Annotated in this window: 14 protein-coding genes; 5 read left to right on the top strand and 9 right to left on the bottom strand. The window is 70.9% G+C overall.

What is annotated here, in order from left to right; translation table 11 throughout:
* Positions 1–14: 14 nt before the first annotated feature.
* From ABGB14_RS12120 to ABGB14_RS12100, 5 genes are all read right to left on the bottom strand, one after another.
* Positions 15–377, bottom strand: coding sequence for a nucleotide pyrophosphohydrolase (locus ABGB14_RS12120; protein WP_347643700.1), 363 nt, complete (start codon positions 375–377; stop codon positions 15–17).
* Positions 378–510: 133 nt separating this feature from the next.
* Positions 511–1,881, bottom strand: a complete 1,371-nt coding sequence (locus ABGB14_RS12115) for a cellulase family glycosylhydrolase (protein ID WP_347643699.1) — start codon at positions 1,879–1,881, stop codon at positions 511–513.
* 2 nt (positions 1,882–1,883) lie between these two features.
* Complete coding sequence (locus ABGB14_RS12110; RefSeq protein WP_347643698.1) at positions 1,884–2,726, bottom strand: carbohydrate ABC transporter permease; 843 nt, start codon at positions 2,724–2,726, stop codon at positions 1,884–1,886.
* Positions 2,723–3,682 (bottom strand): sugar ABC transporter permease, encoded by a 960-nt coding sequence (locus tag ABGB14_RS12105; protein WP_347643697.1) that lies wholly within the window; start codon positions 3,680–3,682, stop codon positions 2,723–2,725. The genes ABGB14_RS12110 and ABGB14_RS12105 overlap by 4 nt, the downstream gene beginning before the upstream one ends.
* The gene (locus tag ABGB14_RS12100) at positions 3,679–4,968 is read right to left on the bottom strand and encodes an extracellular solute-binding protein (RefSeq protein WP_347643696.1); all 1,290 of its coding nucleotides are present in this window, start codon (positions 4,966–4,968) and stop codon (positions 3,679–3,681) included. Before ABGB14_RS12100 ends, ABGB14_RS12105 begins: the two co-directional genes overlap by 4 nt.
* A gap of 142 nt (positions 4,969–5,110) precedes the next feature.
* On the opposite strand from ABGB14_RS12100, the gene ABGB14_RS12095 reads away from it, so the two are divergent.
* Positions 5,111–6,121: a LacI family DNA-binding transcriptional regulator gene (locus ABGB14_RS12095; RefSeq protein WP_347643695.1), complete on the top strand. Its 1,011-nt coding sequence runs from the start codon at positions 5,111–5,113 to the stop codon at positions 6,119–6,121.
* Positions 6,122–6,131: 10 nt separating this feature from the next.
* Here the strand turns inward: ABGB14_RS12095 and ABGB14_RS12090 are convergent, their stop codons facing one another.
* Positions 6,132–7,496, bottom strand: a complete 1,365-nt coding sequence (locus tag ABGB14_RS12090; RefSeq protein WP_347643694.1) for a HAMP domain-containing sensor histidine kinase — start codon at positions 7,494–7,496, stop codon at positions 6,132–6,134.
* 95 nt (positions 7,497–7,591) lie between these two features.
* Positions 7,592–8,140, bottom strand: coding sequence for a CGNR zinc finger domain-containing protein (locus ABGB14_RS12085; RefSeq protein ID WP_347643693.1), 549 nt, complete (start codon positions 8,138–8,140; stop codon positions 7,592–7,594).
* Between the two features lie 4 nt (positions 8,141–8,144).
* Here ABGB14_RS12085 and ABGB14_RS12080 point away from each other — a divergent pair, with 4 nt between their 5' ends.
* Positions 8,145–9,026 carry an arginase family protein gene (locus tag ABGB14_RS12080; protein WP_347643692.1) on the top strand — a complete coding sequence of 294 codons (882 nt, stop codon included), beginning with the start codon at positions 8,145–8,147 and terminating at the stop codon, positions 9,024–9,026.
* On the opposite strand, the gene ABGB14_RS12075 is transcribed toward ABGB14_RS12080, so the two are convergent.
* A complete protein-coding gene (locus tag ABGB14_RS12075) occupies positions 9,023–10,579 on the bottom strand; it encodes a DUF4434 domain-containing protein (protein WP_347643691.1) in 1,557 nt (518 codons plus the stop codon). The two genes, ABGB14_RS12080 and ABGB14_RS12075, sit on opposite strands and share 4 nt — an antisense overlap.
* 107 nt (positions 10,580–10,686) lie before the next feature.
* On the opposite strand from ABGB14_RS12075, the gene ABGB14_RS12070 reads away from it, so the two are divergent.
* Both ABGB14_RS12070 and ABGB14_RS12065 read left to right on the top strand, forming a co-directional pair.
* Positions 10,687–11,466, top strand: a complete 780-nt coding sequence (locus tag ABGB14_RS12070; protein ID WP_347643690.1) for an SDR family oxidoreductase — start codon at positions 10,687–10,689, stop codon at positions 11,464–11,466.
* A 35-nt stretch (positions 11,467–11,501) separates the two neighbouring features.
* Positions 11,502–12,305 carry a class I SAM-dependent methyltransferase gene (locus tag ABGB14_RS12065; RefSeq protein ID WP_347643689.1) on the top strand — a complete coding sequence of 268 codons (804 nt, stop codon included), beginning with the start codon at positions 11,502–11,504 and terminating at the stop codon, positions 12,303–12,305.
* A 44-nt stretch (positions 12,306–12,349) separates the two neighbouring features.
* Here the strand turns inward: ABGB14_RS12065 and ABGB14_RS12060 are convergent, their stop codons facing one another.
* On the bottom strand, positions 12,350–13,489 hold the full coding sequence (locus tag ABGB14_RS12060; RefSeq protein ID WP_347643688.1) for an FAD-dependent oxidoreductase: 1,140 nt from the start codon (positions 13,487–13,489) through the stop codon (positions 12,350–12,352).
* Between the two features lie 99 nt (positions 13,490–13,588).
* Between ABGB14_RS12060 and ABGB14_RS12055 the strand changes: the two genes are divergently transcribed.
* A complete protein-coding gene (locus ABGB14_RS12055; protein ID WP_347643687.1) occupies positions 13,589–14,140 on the top strand; it encodes a TetR family transcriptional regulator in 552 nt (183 codons plus the stop codon).
* Positions 14,141–14,191 lie beyond the last annotated feature (51 nt).

Here is a 14,191-nt window from a genome sequence, read left to right as displayed (position 1 = left end):
AGAAGAAGCCCTCCTCAGGTGGTGCCGGCGGACGGCGGCGCCTTCCTGGCCGAGCCGCGATAGGCGTCGGGGTCGTAGCGGCGGTCGTTGTCGTCGAGCTTGGCCCTGGCCGCCTCCACCAGGTCGACGCCCAGGACGTCCGCCAGGCGCACCAGGTAGAGGGTCACGTCGCCGAGCTCGGTGCGCATCCTCGCGAGCGCCTCGTCGCCGGGGCTCCTCGACTCCTCGGCGGTGAGCCACTGGAACTCCGCCACCAGCTCCCCCACCTCGCCCGCGAGCGCCATCGCCAGGTTCTTCGGCGTGTGGAACTGCTCCCACTCCCTGACCTTCGCGAACTCCCGCAACCGTACGGCGAGGTCCTCCAGCTCCGTCGTCACGGAACAGGACACTACCGAGTGGAATGCCATCGACGACGAGGAGCCCACCCCGTGGATCACCGGGGTGGACCACCGGGGTGGACCACCCGGGGGTGGATCACCCGGGCGTCCACGGCGGGCCGGCCGATGGCGGTCAGCGGGGTTTGAGGTTGTCGGAGAGCAGGTCGAGCAGGGGCCGGCGGCGTACGCAGCGGTCGAGGAGGAAGGAGTCGGCCAGGGCGGTCAGCTCCCCGTCGTCGAGCCCGCGGAAGAGCTCCGCGTACTCCGGCAGCAGCGCCTGGGCCATGAGGATGTGCCGGATGAGGTCGTCGGTCTGGTAGCGGGCGCCCCACGGATAGGGCTTCCAGCCGGGGAACTCCGTCTGGATCAGCGCGTGCAGCGGGGCCAGGACATCGGCCGACTCCTCCATGGTGGAGCCCCAGCGGTCCACCCCGAGCCGCCGCTTCCTGTCGATGAAGTCGCCGAACCTGTCGAGGTACGGCCCCGCGGCGTGCACCAGGCCCTGCAGCCCCACGTCCTTGTAGGTCCACAACGACCAGCCCGCGCCGTGGCCGTCGTAGATGTCCAGCTGGTCGCGGAGGATCTGGTAGCGCTGCGCGTCCACGCCGGGGTCGCCGGTGTAGACGGGGCCGAACTCGCCCACCCACAGAGGTGTGCCGGTCTCGCGCTGGAAGCGGGATCGTTTGGCGAAGGTGCGTTCCAGCTCGTCGCGGTCGCACCACTCGCCCCGGGTGTAGCCGGGGTACGGTCCGCCGTGGGCGAAGCCGGCGAGCGCGTAGTCGTGCAGGACGAAAACCGTGTTTTCGTACATTTCACGAAATATGGAGAAGTCGGTGGCGTACGTGTTCCCGTCCAGGAACAGGATGTGTCCCGGGTCCGCGGCGCGCACGGCCTTGACCAGCCGATCGTAGAAGGGCCCGATCACCTTGCCGGTGAGGTCGCCCGGCTCGTTGACCGGGTTGTAGCCGGCCACCCAGGGATGGTCGCGGTAGTGGTCGGCGATGACCTCCCACAGGTGCACCGCCCGGTCCTGGAAGTGGCGGTGCTGCCAGAACCCGGCCACGTGCGTGGGGTTGTCGGAGTGCCAGTGCTGGTTCTGGGAGCCGGGCAGGGCGTGCAGGTCGATGACGCTGTAGATGCCACGCTCGCCGAGCAGCCCGACCACCCGGTCGAGGTGGCGGAAGCCCTGCGGGTCGATCTCGAACGGCCGGTCGTCGGACTCCCAGTGGCGGTAGTTGACCGGGATGCGCACGCAGTTCATCCCCAGCCCGGCCAGCAGGTCGGCGTCCTGCTCGGTGAAGAACGACGCGAGCAGCCGGTCGAAGAAGAGCTCCGCCCGCTCCTCGCCGAGCACCGAGCGCACGGCCCGCCGCATCGAGCTCTCGTTGGCCGGATAGCCGGTGATGAAGTTCTCCATGTTCATCCAGCCCCCGAGACCCACCCCGCGTAGTCGTACCGGTGTGTGGTCGTCCGCGACGAGCTGGGTTCCGGACACGTGAAGCATGTTCACCCTTTCGTAGCACCAGCGGTGAGACCACCGACAAGGTGGCGTTCTGCGACGGCGTAGAACCCGAGTGCCGGCACCATGGCCAGGACGAGGTAGGCGAGGATGCGGGCGGTGTCCGAGGCGTACTGGCCCTGGAACTGCTGGATGCCGAGCGGCAGCGTCCAGCTCGCCTCTTCGCTGAAGACCACGAGCGGCAGCATGAAGTTGTTCCAGCTGCCCACGATGGCGAGGACGGAGACGGTGGCGATGGCGGGCCTGGCCATCGGCAGCAGGATGCGCCAGAAGAAGCCGAACGGGGAGCAGCCGTCGATGGTGGCCGCCTCTTCGAGCTCGCCGGGGATGCTGCGGAAGAAGCCCCGCAGGATGATGATCGTCAGCGGCAGGCCGAAGGCGGCCTGGGTGAGGATCACGCCCATCGGGTCGTCCAGCAGCCCGAGCGTGCGCAGCAGCACGAAGATCGGCAGGATGGCCACCGCGAACGGGAACATCAGCCCGGCCGTGAAGAGCGTGAAGTACAGCTCCCTGCCGCGGAAGGCGAACCTCGCGAAGACGAACGCCGCCAGCGCCGACAGCGCGACCGTCACCACGGTCGTGGCGACGGCGATGAACGTGCTGTTCCACATCTGCAACCAGAACGAGCCGGAGGCCAGCACCTCGGTGTAGTTGCCGGTCGCCCAGGTCCTGGGCAGGCCGAAGGGGTTCGAGGACAGCTCGCTGTTCTGCTTGAACCCTCCGAGCAGCGCGTAGACGACCGGGATCAGGATGAAGGCGCCGACGATCCACGCGATCAGGTGGAGCGGCAGGGTGGTGCGGCGCACACGGGTCGCCTTGCCGTGGTTCATCGGCGGCCTCCCATGGAGGTGGACGCGCCCTCGAGGTCACGGCGCATCACGAAACGCTGGTAGACGAGAGCGAAGACGAGGCTGAGCACGAACATCACGACGCTGATCGCGCTGGCGTAGCCGACCTGGGTGCGTTTGAAGCCCCACTCCATCATCGTGACGGCCATCGTCTCGGAGGAGTGCGACGGCCCGCCCCCGGTGAGGATCCAGACGAGGTCGAACAGCTGGATCGTGTAGATGACGGACAGGAAGATGCTGATCCGGATGGTCGGGCCGAGCAGCGGCAGCGTGACGTGCCTGAACGTCTTCCAGCCCGTGGCGCCGTCGATCTGCGCCGCCTCGATGAGCTCGTTGGGGATGTTCTGCCGTCCCGCCAGATAGATCATCATGTGGAAGCCGAAGTATTTCCACGTCATGACCAGGAAGAGCGACGGCATCACCGTGTCGGGGTCGGCCAGCCACTCCGACTCGACCCCGAACACCGACAGCAGCTGGTTGGCCATGCCCGCGTCCGGCGCCAGGATCAGCGAGAACAGCACGCCGGTGATCACCTCGGAGAGCACGTACGGCGCGAAGAACACGACCCGGTAGAGCGCCCGCCCGCGGATGCGCTGGTTCAGCAGCATCGCGAGGGCCAGCGAGAACGGCAGTTGCACGCAGATCGAGAACACGACCAGCACCAGCAGGTGCCACAGGTCCTGCGCGAAGATCTCGCTGCCGAACAGCCGGGTGAAGTTGTCGAAGCCGATGAAGTCGGTCGGCAGCCCGCCGAAGCCGTTCCACTTGAAGGCGCTGGAGTAGACGGCCACCAGCATGGGGGCCACGACGAGGAGGAGGAACAGGACGAGCGCCGGCAGCAGGAACAGGGTGATGGTCACCCAGCGTCCGCGCCGCCTGGCGGCGGGGGCGGGGGCCGGAAGCTTGACCGCCTCCGGCCCTCTGGTGAGTGTCGTCATTCTTCGCTCTTGGCCACTTCCGTGATGTCCTGGGAGACCTCTTCCGGCGTTTTCGTGCCGCCGATGAGCTCGGCCACGCTGTCGTTGACCTGCTGGCCGACGGCCGGCGGGTAGGCCTGGTCGAGGTAGAGCTGGTAGCCGGTGGTCTCGGCGAGCAGGGCCGCCACCTGCTTGAGGTTGGCGTCCTTGACCGCGCTCTCCTCGCCCTTGAGCACGGGCAGCACGCCGCCCGCCTCGACGGCCTTGGAGTGGTTCTCCATCTCCGTCATGTACTTGACGAAGTCGACGGCCTCCTTGGGCGCGTCGGCGCCCACGGCCAGGCCTCCGCCGCCGCCGAAGGCGTCGCCGATCGAGCCCTTGCCGCCTTCGACCGCGGGGAAGGGGAAGAAGCCGAGGTCGTCGCCGAGGCCCTCGCCCGCGTCCTCCTGCGTGACCGGCGCCCACTGGCCCATCAGCTCCATGGCCGCCTTGCCGTTGCCCATCGTGGCCGCCTGGCCGTCAGGGGTGCCGTACCCGGCGCCCAGGAAGCCCTTCTGGAACGGCTGCAGGTCGGCCAGCGCCTTGACCTGCTGTCCCGCGGCCACGAAGTCCGGTTTGGTGAAGTCGTGGTCGGTGGCGGCCTGCTTGAGCGCGTCGAGGCCGGCGATGCGCATGGCGAGGTAGGCCCAGTAGTAGTGGCCCGGCCACTTTTCCTTGCCGGCCAGGGCGATCGGGGTGATGCCCGAGGCCTTGAGCTTCTTGACGTCTTCGAGGAACGCCGACCAGGTGGCCGGGGGTTCGCTGATGCCCGCCTTCTCGAAAAGTTTCTTGTTGTACCAGAAACCCACCAGCCCGATGTCGGTCGGCAGCCCGTACGTCTTGCCGTCGAACTGGTACGCGCTCAGCGCGGCGGGCGTGAAGTTCGGCAGGACGTCGGCGACGTCGCCGGAGAGGTCCTTGACCAGTCCCGCGTCGATCTGCTGCTGGAGCACTCCGCCGCCCCACGTCGCGAAGATGTCGGGCGCCTTGCCCGACTGCGTCACCGTGGTGAGCTTGGCCTTGTAGGCGTCGTTCTCCAGGACGGTGGCCTTGATGGTGACGTTCGGGTTCTTGGCCATGAACTCCTCGGCGCGCTGCGCCCAGAGCGTCTTGAGCGGGTCGGCGGTCGACAGGTGCCACCACTCGATCGTGACCTTGCCGGGCGAGCCGCCCTCGCCCTGGGGTGACGCGGACTCTCCGCCGCCGCAGCCGGTCACGAGCCCGGCGATCAGCACGGGGGCCGCGATCAGCACCACACTGCGTCGCATAGGGGTCCCTTCCTCAGGAATCGAAAATTTCGCCAAACCCCCGATACTTTCTACGCTCGGAGCGTAAGTAAACACCAGGTAAAGCGTCAACACCTGGGGGCCGGGCGATGGCAAACCGAAACTTTCGGATACACTCCCGAACGTGTCAGCGAAGAGGCGGGTGACGATCGCACTGATCGCGGAGGAGGCCGGAGTCTCCATCCCGACGGTCTCGAAGGTCATCAACGGACGTCCAGAAGTCGCTCCCGCGACCCGCCACCGGGTCGAGCGGCTGTTGCAGGAACACGGCTACCAACGGCGCATCAGCCAGGACGACACCCCGGCCGGCCTGGTCGACCTGGTGTTCGCCGAGATCGAGTCGCCGTGGGCCATGGAGATCGTGCGGGGCGCGGAAGGCGCTGCCCACGAGGCGGGGGCCAGCGTGGTCATCTCCGTCCTGCACACGCACGCCGGACCGGGACGCGACTGGCTCGAACGCCTGGCCGCGCGCAGGACCGACGGCGTGGTGATCGTCGCCTCGCAGCTGTCGACCGGCATCCAGGCCCAGCTCAGCGCCCGTTCGCTGCCGTTCGCGGTGGTCGACCCCGAGGGCGAGCCCGCCCCCGGCGTGGTCTCGGTGGGCGCCACCAACTGGAACGGCGGCCTGTCCGCGACCCGCCACCTGCTGGAGCTGGGCCACCGCAGGATCGGCATGATCAGCGGCCTGTCCGACATGCTCTGCAGCCAGGCCAGGATCGACGGCTATCGCGCCGCGCTGGAGACGGCCGGGCTGCCCGTGGCGCCCGAGCTGATCAGGCGCGGCACGTTCCTGGTCGACTCCGGCTTCGACCAGGCCCACGCCCTGCTCGACCTCGACGACCCGCCCACGGCCATCTTCGCGCACAGCGACCTGATGGCGTTCGGCGTCTTCGAGGCGGCCAGGCAGCGCGGGCTGCGCGTCCCCGAGGACCTGAGCGTGGTGGGCTTCGACGACCTGCCACTGGCCAAGTCGGCCTGGCCGCCGCTGACGACGGTACGCCAACCGCTGCAGGAGATGGCGGCCCTGGCCACCCGTACGGTGCTGGCCATGGGCCACGGTGACGTGCCGGAGACGAAACGGGTGGAGCTGGCCACGGAGCTGATCGTCCGGGAGAGCACGGCCGCGTACGGGTGAACCCCGGGGGTCACCCGTCCCTGAGCGGCATCCTGAAGACGAACCGGGCGCCGCGTTCTGAGTCCTCGACGGTCAGCGTGCCGCCGTGGGCCGTGACGATCTCGCGGGCGATGGGCAGGCCGAGCCCGCTGCCACCGGCGTCGCGGTTGCGCGCGGCGTCCAGGCGGGCGAACCGTTCGAAGATGACCTCGCGCTGCTCGGGCGCGATGCCCTCGCCGTCGTCCAGGACCTCCAGCACGGCCTGCCCGTCCTCCTCCCGCACCGTCACGGTGATCTGGCTCTCGGCGTGCCGGTCGGCGTTGTCCATGAGGTTCGTCAGCAGGCGGGCCAGTTGCAGCCGGTCACCCGTGACGACCACGTCCCGCCGCACGTCGGTGACGACCCGCTTCGAACGCCGCCGCACGGCCTCGGCGGCGACCGACTCGGCCAGGTCCACGGGCTCACGGCGGCTCGGGGCGCCCGCGTCCAGCCTGGTCAGCACGAGCAGGTCGGAGACGATCCCCTGCAACCGGTCCAGGCTGGCGAGCACCTCGGCGCTCGTCTCCATCCAGTCGGTCTCCTCGGGGTAGAGCCGGGCCTCCTCGATCTGGGCGCGCATGGCGGTGATCGGGCTGCGCAGGTCGTGCGAGGCGTCGGCGGCGAACCTGCGCTGCCGTTCCATCGCGAGCTCCTTCTCCCGCATCGCCGTCTCCAGCCGCTCCAGGGTGCGGTTGGCGGTCTCGGCCAGAGCGGCGATCTCGTCGTCGCTCTGCGGCACGGGCACGCGCATCCCGCCGCCGAACGCGGTGAGCTCGGCCAGCCGCTTCGTGATGGCGCTGACGGGGGCGAGCGTCCTGGTCGTCGCGCGCCACACCGCGAACCAGGTCAGCGCGACAAGCGCCGCCGCGAGGGCGACCTGCGAGAGGATCACCTGGGGTCCGACGTACCAGGGCACCGCAGACTCGAAGGCGTAGATGATCCACTCGCCGTCCGGCTGGTACGCGGTCAGGGCGACCACGAGCTCGCACTCGCCGGGGAAGCCGCTCAGCCCGCAGAGCTCGGCGACGGCGTTGGCCTGGCCGTCACGGGGGATCGCCGCCGTCTGCCTGGGCAGCCCGACCAGGTTGAGCGTCGAGGTGACCGGGCGCCCCGACGGGTCGATGACCTGGACGCCGTCGAGCCCGGCGTCCTCCAGCACCTGGGGCAGGCGGTCCGCCTTGATCTTGAGCAGCACGGACACGGCCCTGCCCGACATCTCCTGCGCCTGGATGTCGGCGAGCTCGTCGCGGATGCCGTGCAGCACGAATGCGCTGACGACGATGATCAGCAGCAGCATCGCGATGCCGGCGAACATCGCCAGTCGCACCCGCAACGACCGGCCCAACCATGCCCTCACGCGCCTTCCCCCGGCCATCAGAACATCACAGGCCTGACCTTGGCCGCCAATCCAGGGAGATTCCCGACAAAAGCGCACCTGCCGAGGCGCCCGGCTCAGCGGCGGCGGGCTCGCGAGGCGGTGGCGTGGGCGCGGTTCGCGCACCGGGTCGAGCAGAACTGCCGGCGGCCCGGGCGGCTGCGGTCGACGAAGGCGTCCTGGCAGGGCTGGGCGGCGCACAGGCGCAGGCGGTCCCAGCCGCCCGAGGCGGCGAGGTCGAGCAGCTCCGCCACCGCGCGGACGGCCAGCCGCTCCGCCACGGAGGCGCCGCCGGGCGCGGTGAGCCGGGCGCGCGGTGTGCCGTCAGAGTCGGCGACCGTCACCCGGACCGGCAGCTCGCTCGCCCACCGGGCCAGGGCGGGCGTGCGCTCGGGCGGGTCGCATGCCAGCACGGCGCGCAGGCGGGCGCGCACCGATCTCACCGCGTCGAGGTCTGCCCCGGCCTCGTCATGCTCGCCCAGCTCAGCGCAGAAGCGACGCAGCGCCGCCACGTCCGGCAGCCGCTCGGGATCGTCCAGATAGGTGTCCCAGGTGTTGGCCAGGTCGATCGCCACCACACCCGTCTCGGCGAACTGGCGCATCCGCGTCCCCCTTGCTACCGTCACGACTATGACCATAGTAACTCCTGACAGAAGATCGACGATCCTCGACGCCCCCTCCAACCTCGGCCTGCGCCCGCCCGCGGCCGGCGCCGTCCCCGGCTGCTACAAGGCCCCCTGGGCCCTGCGTGACGCCGGGCTGGTCGAACGGATCGGCGCCATCGACGCGGGCGCCCTCGTCCCGCCCCGCTACGTCGCCACGTGGCGGCCGGGCGACGGCGTGCGCAACGGCCCCGCCATCGCCGCCTACACCCGCGGGCTCGCCGGCCGCGTGAGCGCGATCAGGGCGTCGGGCGGGTTCCCCATCCTGCTCGGCGGTGACTGCTCGATCCTGCTCGGCCCTGCCCTGGCCCTGCGCAGGAGCGGCCGGTACGGGCTGGCGTACCTCGACGCGCACGCCGACTTCCGGCACCTCGGCAACTCCCCGCACGTCGGCTCGGCGGCCGGGGAGGACCTGGCCCTGGCGACCGGCCGCGGCGACGGCTACCTGACGGACATCGACGGGCTGAGACCCTACGTCAGGGACGAGGACGTGATCGTGCTCGGCGTCCGCGACGAGGAGGATCTGCGGGACATCGAGGGCAGCGGCATCGCATACGTCCCCGGCGCCGACATCTCCCTGGACGCCGCCGGGAAGGTCCTCGTCCGCGACGAGCTCGACGGTTTCTGGATCCACCTCGACGTGGACGTGCTCGACCCGTCGATCCTGCCCGCCGTCGACTCGCCCACCCCCGGAGGGCTCGACGCCGGCCGGCTCACCGAACTGCTGCGCGGCCTGCTCGCGCTGCCGGGCGCGGCCGGTCTGGAGGTCACGATCCTCGACCCCGACCTGGACGAGGACGGCGGCCAGGCGGCGCTGCTCGCCGACATCCTCGTCGCGGCGCTGGCCTAGCCGATCACGTATGGGCTCGTGCTGGTGTGGCCGGCGCCGTTCGTGGCCGTGACGGAGGTCCACGAACCCTGGGGAACGTACGGGGCCCACGCCGACTCCAGCCGGCCGCCGGAGTGCCACTCCTGCCGGACCACCGTGCCCTCCGGGCCGAAGCGCAGGGAGCCGCCCCGCAGGTTGTGGCCCTGGACCAGGATGCCGGCCCGTCCGTTCCTGTCCTGCCGCACGGCGTGGACGATGACGGGCTGCCGCCAGCCCTTCGCGATGTCGTCGGCCAGCGAGGGCGTGTCGTAGCGGGCCTGGCAGGTGAAGAACGGATCCCACCCGTACGAGATGATCTTCGTGGCGTGCGGGCCCGAGGCCATGATCTGCTGGTCGAGCCGGCTCTTCGTGGTCCGCCCGCGCAGCGGCAGCGGATCGACCCGCCCGCACTCGCCGGCGGCCGGGGTGGGCTCGAAGCCTTCGACGTTCACCCACAGCTCCACCCCGTCGGGCACCTCGCCGGCGGCCGCCTCGACGTAGTCGCGCGTGGCGCCGTGGTAGGCCTGGGCGTTGCTGACCTCGCCCACCACGGGCACCAGCCGCGGCACGACCGTGGCGCCCGCCTCGTGCGGGCCGTGGACCGGCACCTTGCCCGTGCCGCGCCCGTCCTGGACGGCGATGGCCATGGGCGCGCCGGCCCGCGTCGCCGCGATGTCCTCCACGCCGTCGCCCGCCTGCTCGGGCGGGAACCCGCGCCCGCGGCGGGCGTCGATGTACGGGCTGACCAGGATCGGCTTGCCCGGCAGGGCGCCGGCGACGACGGCGTGCTGGGCCGTGTAGAGCTCGATGATCGGGTCCTTCGGCGCGCGGTCCCGCATGGCCAGCTCGAACGACTGGTAGACCCCGCCGAAGGCGCCGGACGCCCCGAAGCGCGCCCGGTAGTCGGCGAGCACCCGAGCGGTGAAGGCGTTCAGCGCGCCGGTGTGGTCGTGGTCGGGCTCCCACGGCTTGTCCTCCCGCTGCGCGGCCGCCGGCAGCCCGGGGAAGACCTTCATGCCGTACGCCGCCGCCTCAGCCATCAGGTTGCCCAGCCCGTCGCCGTCCGTGGCGACGAGCACGAGGTCGTGCACGGGTTCGCGGCAGTCATCGGCCAGCGACAGCCGGTAGAAGACGCGGCCCTCGCTCTCGATCCGCCGTTCGAGCCCTGGGCAGCGCAGCATGCCCTTCCCGAACTCCTCGCTGGTCGTGTACGTGTAGACCTGCCTGATCCGCTTGCCCGGCACCTGCGCGCACGGGCGGCCGTCGACGCGGCAGGCGGCGAACCCGGGGTCCTCGCGGGCGTTGAAGCGCGGGCCGAACGTGATGAGCGTGTCGCCGCCGATGGTGTGGATCGCCTCCACCATGCGCTGGGTGACGCAGCGGTCGGCCCGCGGCATGACCCAGTAGCCGGTGATCGCGTAGGGGGCGGTGACCCGGGTGTCGCGCGGCGGGCACCCTTCGGGCTCGGAGGCTCCGGGCACGAACGCGCCCACGACGAGAGCCACCGCGACGATCGACCAGAGGATCCGGTGCACCCACGCCCCTTCCACGCCTGCCCCCACAGCCTACGCACCGGCGCCGGAGCCGGTGCGTGCCCGCGGAAGACCGATCGCCGAGAATGGCAGCAAGGGGGTGCGGAATCGTGCACATCGATCTCACCGGGAAGACCGCGCTGGTCACCGGGTCGACGCAGGGAATCGGGGCGGCCATCGCCGCCGTGCTGGCGCGGGCGGGCGCCCGGGTCGGGATCAACGGCCGGGGCGAGGGCTCGGTCGCCAAGGTCGTCAAGCGGATGGAGGGCGACCTGGTCGCGGCGCCGGGCGACGTGTCCAAGGACGACGGGTGCGAGCGGGTGCTGAGCGTGCTGCCGCAGGTCGACATCCTGGTCAACAACCTGGGCATCTTCGGCGCGCAGCCGGCGCTGGAGATCAGCGACGACGAGTGGCGGCGCTATTTCGAGGTCAACGTGCTGGCCGCGGTCCGGCTCACCCGCGCCTACCTGCCGGGCATGATGGAGCGGGGCTGGGGCCGGGTCCAGTACATCGCCAGCGACTCCGCCGTCGCGATCCCCGCCGAGATGATCCACTACGGCATGAGCAAGACGGCGCTGCTGGCCGTGTCCAGGGGGTTCGCCAAGGAGGCGGCGGGCAGCGGGGTCACCGTCAACTCCGTGATCGCGGGGCCGACGCACACCGAGGGCGTGGAGGACTTCGTCTACCAGCTGGTGAGCAGGGAGCTGCCGTGGGAGGAGGCGCAACGGGTGTTCATGCTGCGGCACCGGCCGCAGTCGCTGCTGCAGCGCCTGATCGAGCCCGAGGAGATCGCCAACATGGTGGCCTACCTCAGCTCGCCGCTCGCCTCGGCCACGACGGGCGCGGCGGTGCGGGTGGACGGCGGCTACGTGGACTCCATCCTCCCTTAGGCGGTGGACGGGCCGGGCGTGCCAGGATCGCCCGTATGGCTTTCGCTTCCAGAAGTTCCGCCGGGCCGTCGGACATCCCGGCTCCCACGCAGCCGTCGTGGATCCGTCCTGTCTCCGAGGGCGCGGAGCGGGCGGCGCCCAACGACTACGACAGCTTCGCCGAGGCGTACTCGGCCGAGAACGAGACCAGCCTGCTCAACGCCTACTACGAGCGGCCCGCGATGCTCGACCTGGCCGGTGACGTGGCCGGCCGGCGGATCCTCGACGCCGGTTGCGGCTCCGGCCCGCTGTCCGCGGCGCTGCGCGACCGGGGCGCCGTCGTGACGGGCTTCGACTCCAGCGCCAAGATGCTGGAGCTGGCCCGCCGGCGGCTCGGCGATGATGCGGACCTGCACCTGGCCGACCTGGGCGAGCCGCTGCCGTTCCCCGACGCCGCGTTCGACGATGTGGTCGCGTCCCTGGTCCTGCACTACCTGGAGGACTGGACGGCGCCGCTGGCCGAGTTGCGGCGGGTGCTGGCGCCCGGCGGCCGGCTGCTCGTGTCCGTCAATCACCCGTTCGTCGACTTCCTGGAGGCGGCCCGTTCCGGCGGCGGCTATTTCGGGGTCCGCGAGGCTCGTGAGGAATGGACCCTCGGCGGGCACACCGCGTTGATGCGCTTCTATGGCCGGCCGCTGCACGCGATGACCGACGCCTTCACCGCGGCGGGCTTCCGGATCGCGGTCATGAGCGAGCCACCCCCCGCGCCGGGCGCCCGCGAGCTCTTCCCCGACGTCTTCGCGGACAAGCCCTCGGACTCCTTCGTGTGTTTCCTGTTCTTCGTCCTTGAGTCCGCCTGATGCCGTGAAAGGCCACGTCCTCGCCGTGCGGCGGAGGCCGGCGGTCAGCGCCGGTCCAGGCCGGACAGCTGCCAGGCCAGCCGGCGCCGCACGGCGGGCAGCCGGCCCGCCAGCCGCAGCACGAGGTTGCGCAGCGGCCGCCTGGCCGCGCTCATGGTGGCCAGCCTCGTCAGGCGGCTCGCCAGCCCCACCACCTTCTCGGCGACGGGGCGGCGGGCCGCGGCGTAGCCGTCGAGCAGGTCGGGCGAGCCGCCTCCGAGCACTTCCGACAGCGTCTCGCCCAGCATGACGGCGTCCTCGATGCCGAGGTTCATGCCCTGCCCGCCTGCGGGCGAGTGCACGTGCGCGGCGTCGCCGGCCAGCAGCACCCGCCCCTTCCTGTACGTCTGCGCGATGCGGTGGTGGACGCGGAAGCGCGATCCCCACACCACCTCCTCCACCACGGCGGGCACGGCCTCGGGCCCGCGCGTGGCGAGCAGCCGCTGCACGAACTCCACGCCGGGCTCGTGCGGCGCCTCGTCCACGGTGGCCACGATCCGGTGCAGCCCGTCGGGCAGCGGCGCGACCACCACGAGGCCTTCGGGCGAGAAGTACAGGATGACGTCGTCGGGCGGCACGCCGCCGCTCAGCCGCACGTCGGCGAGGGTGAATGACTCGGCGTAGGTGCCGCCGCCGAAGGCGATGCCCGACTGCTCGCGTACGAGGCTGTTCATGCCGTCGGCGCCCACCAGGTAGGCGGCCCGCACCGAGCGCCCGTCGTCGAGCGCGGCGGTGACACCGCCGGCGTCCTGCGCGAACGAGGTCACCCGCACGGGCCGCAGCACCTCGCCGCCCAGCTCCTTCAGCCGGGCCAGCAGGTACGCCTCCGTGTCCGCCTGGGAGATCATCAGCGTGTACGGGTAAGGCGTGGGCAGCCCGTCGAAGGGCACCGGCACCAGCAGCCGGTCGCGGTCGCGGATGGTGAAGCGGGGCGTGCGCACCCCGCGCTCGACGAGCGCCGGCGTGACGCCGTACGGCTCCAGCAGCTCCAGCGTGCGGGAGTGCACGACGGCGGCCCTGGAGGTGTTGGCGCCTTCGGCCTGCCCGTCGACGACCACCACGTCGTGGCCGAGCCGGGTCAGGACGACGGCGGTGGCCAGCCCCACCGGGCCGGCGCCGACGACGAGCACCTCTGTGTCGATCATTTCTCCTCCTCAGGAGAGCCAACGTTCGTAGGCCAACACATGTTGACATTAAGGAGGACCGCCGCGCTTGTCAACAGTTGTTGGCCTACAGTTGTTGGCATGAGGAGATCATCCAGCGAGACGAAGGCGATCATCCTGGCCGCGGCCCGCGAGCGGTTCGCCGCCGACGGCTACGAGCGGGCCACGATCAGGGCCATCGCCGCCGACGCGGGCGTCGACCCGGGCCAGGTCATGCGCTGCTTCGGCAGCAAGGACCGGTTGTTCGCGGCGGCGTGCGCCATCCACCTGAACCTGCCCGACCTGCTCGGCACGCCGTCCGGCGAGGTCGCCACCGCGCTCGTACGCCACTTCCTGGAGCTCTGGGAGTCCGACGAGACCCTGCAGATCCTGCTGCGCACGGGCGTCACGAACGCGGCGGCCGCCGAGCGCATGCGCACCGTCTTCGTCGCACAACTCGTTCCCGTCGCGGCCGCTCTGACCGGCGACCCGGGGGGCGCTCCGGTCCGGGCAGGACTCGTCTCCGCGCAGATACTCGGAATGGCCCTATGTCGTTATGTTCTGGCCATCCCTCCCATGGTCGCGCTGACCAGGGAAGAAGTCGTCGAGGCGATAGGCCCGGCCGTTCACCGCTATCTCGGACTCGAATCGTGACGCACAACAGCCCCACCATTAACTGTGTTAGCAACTGCCCTCTTTGCACAC

Origin of the sequence: Nonomuraea sp. B10E15 (assembly GCF_039871615.1) — a bacterium.
Taxonomy (GTDB): domain Bacteria; phylum Actinomycetota; class Actinomycetes; order Streptosporangiales; family Streptosporangiaceae; genus Nonomuraea.
The sequence above is the reverse complement of the archived record's forward strand: the minus strand, read 5'-3'. Positions and strand labels throughout refer to the sequence as shown.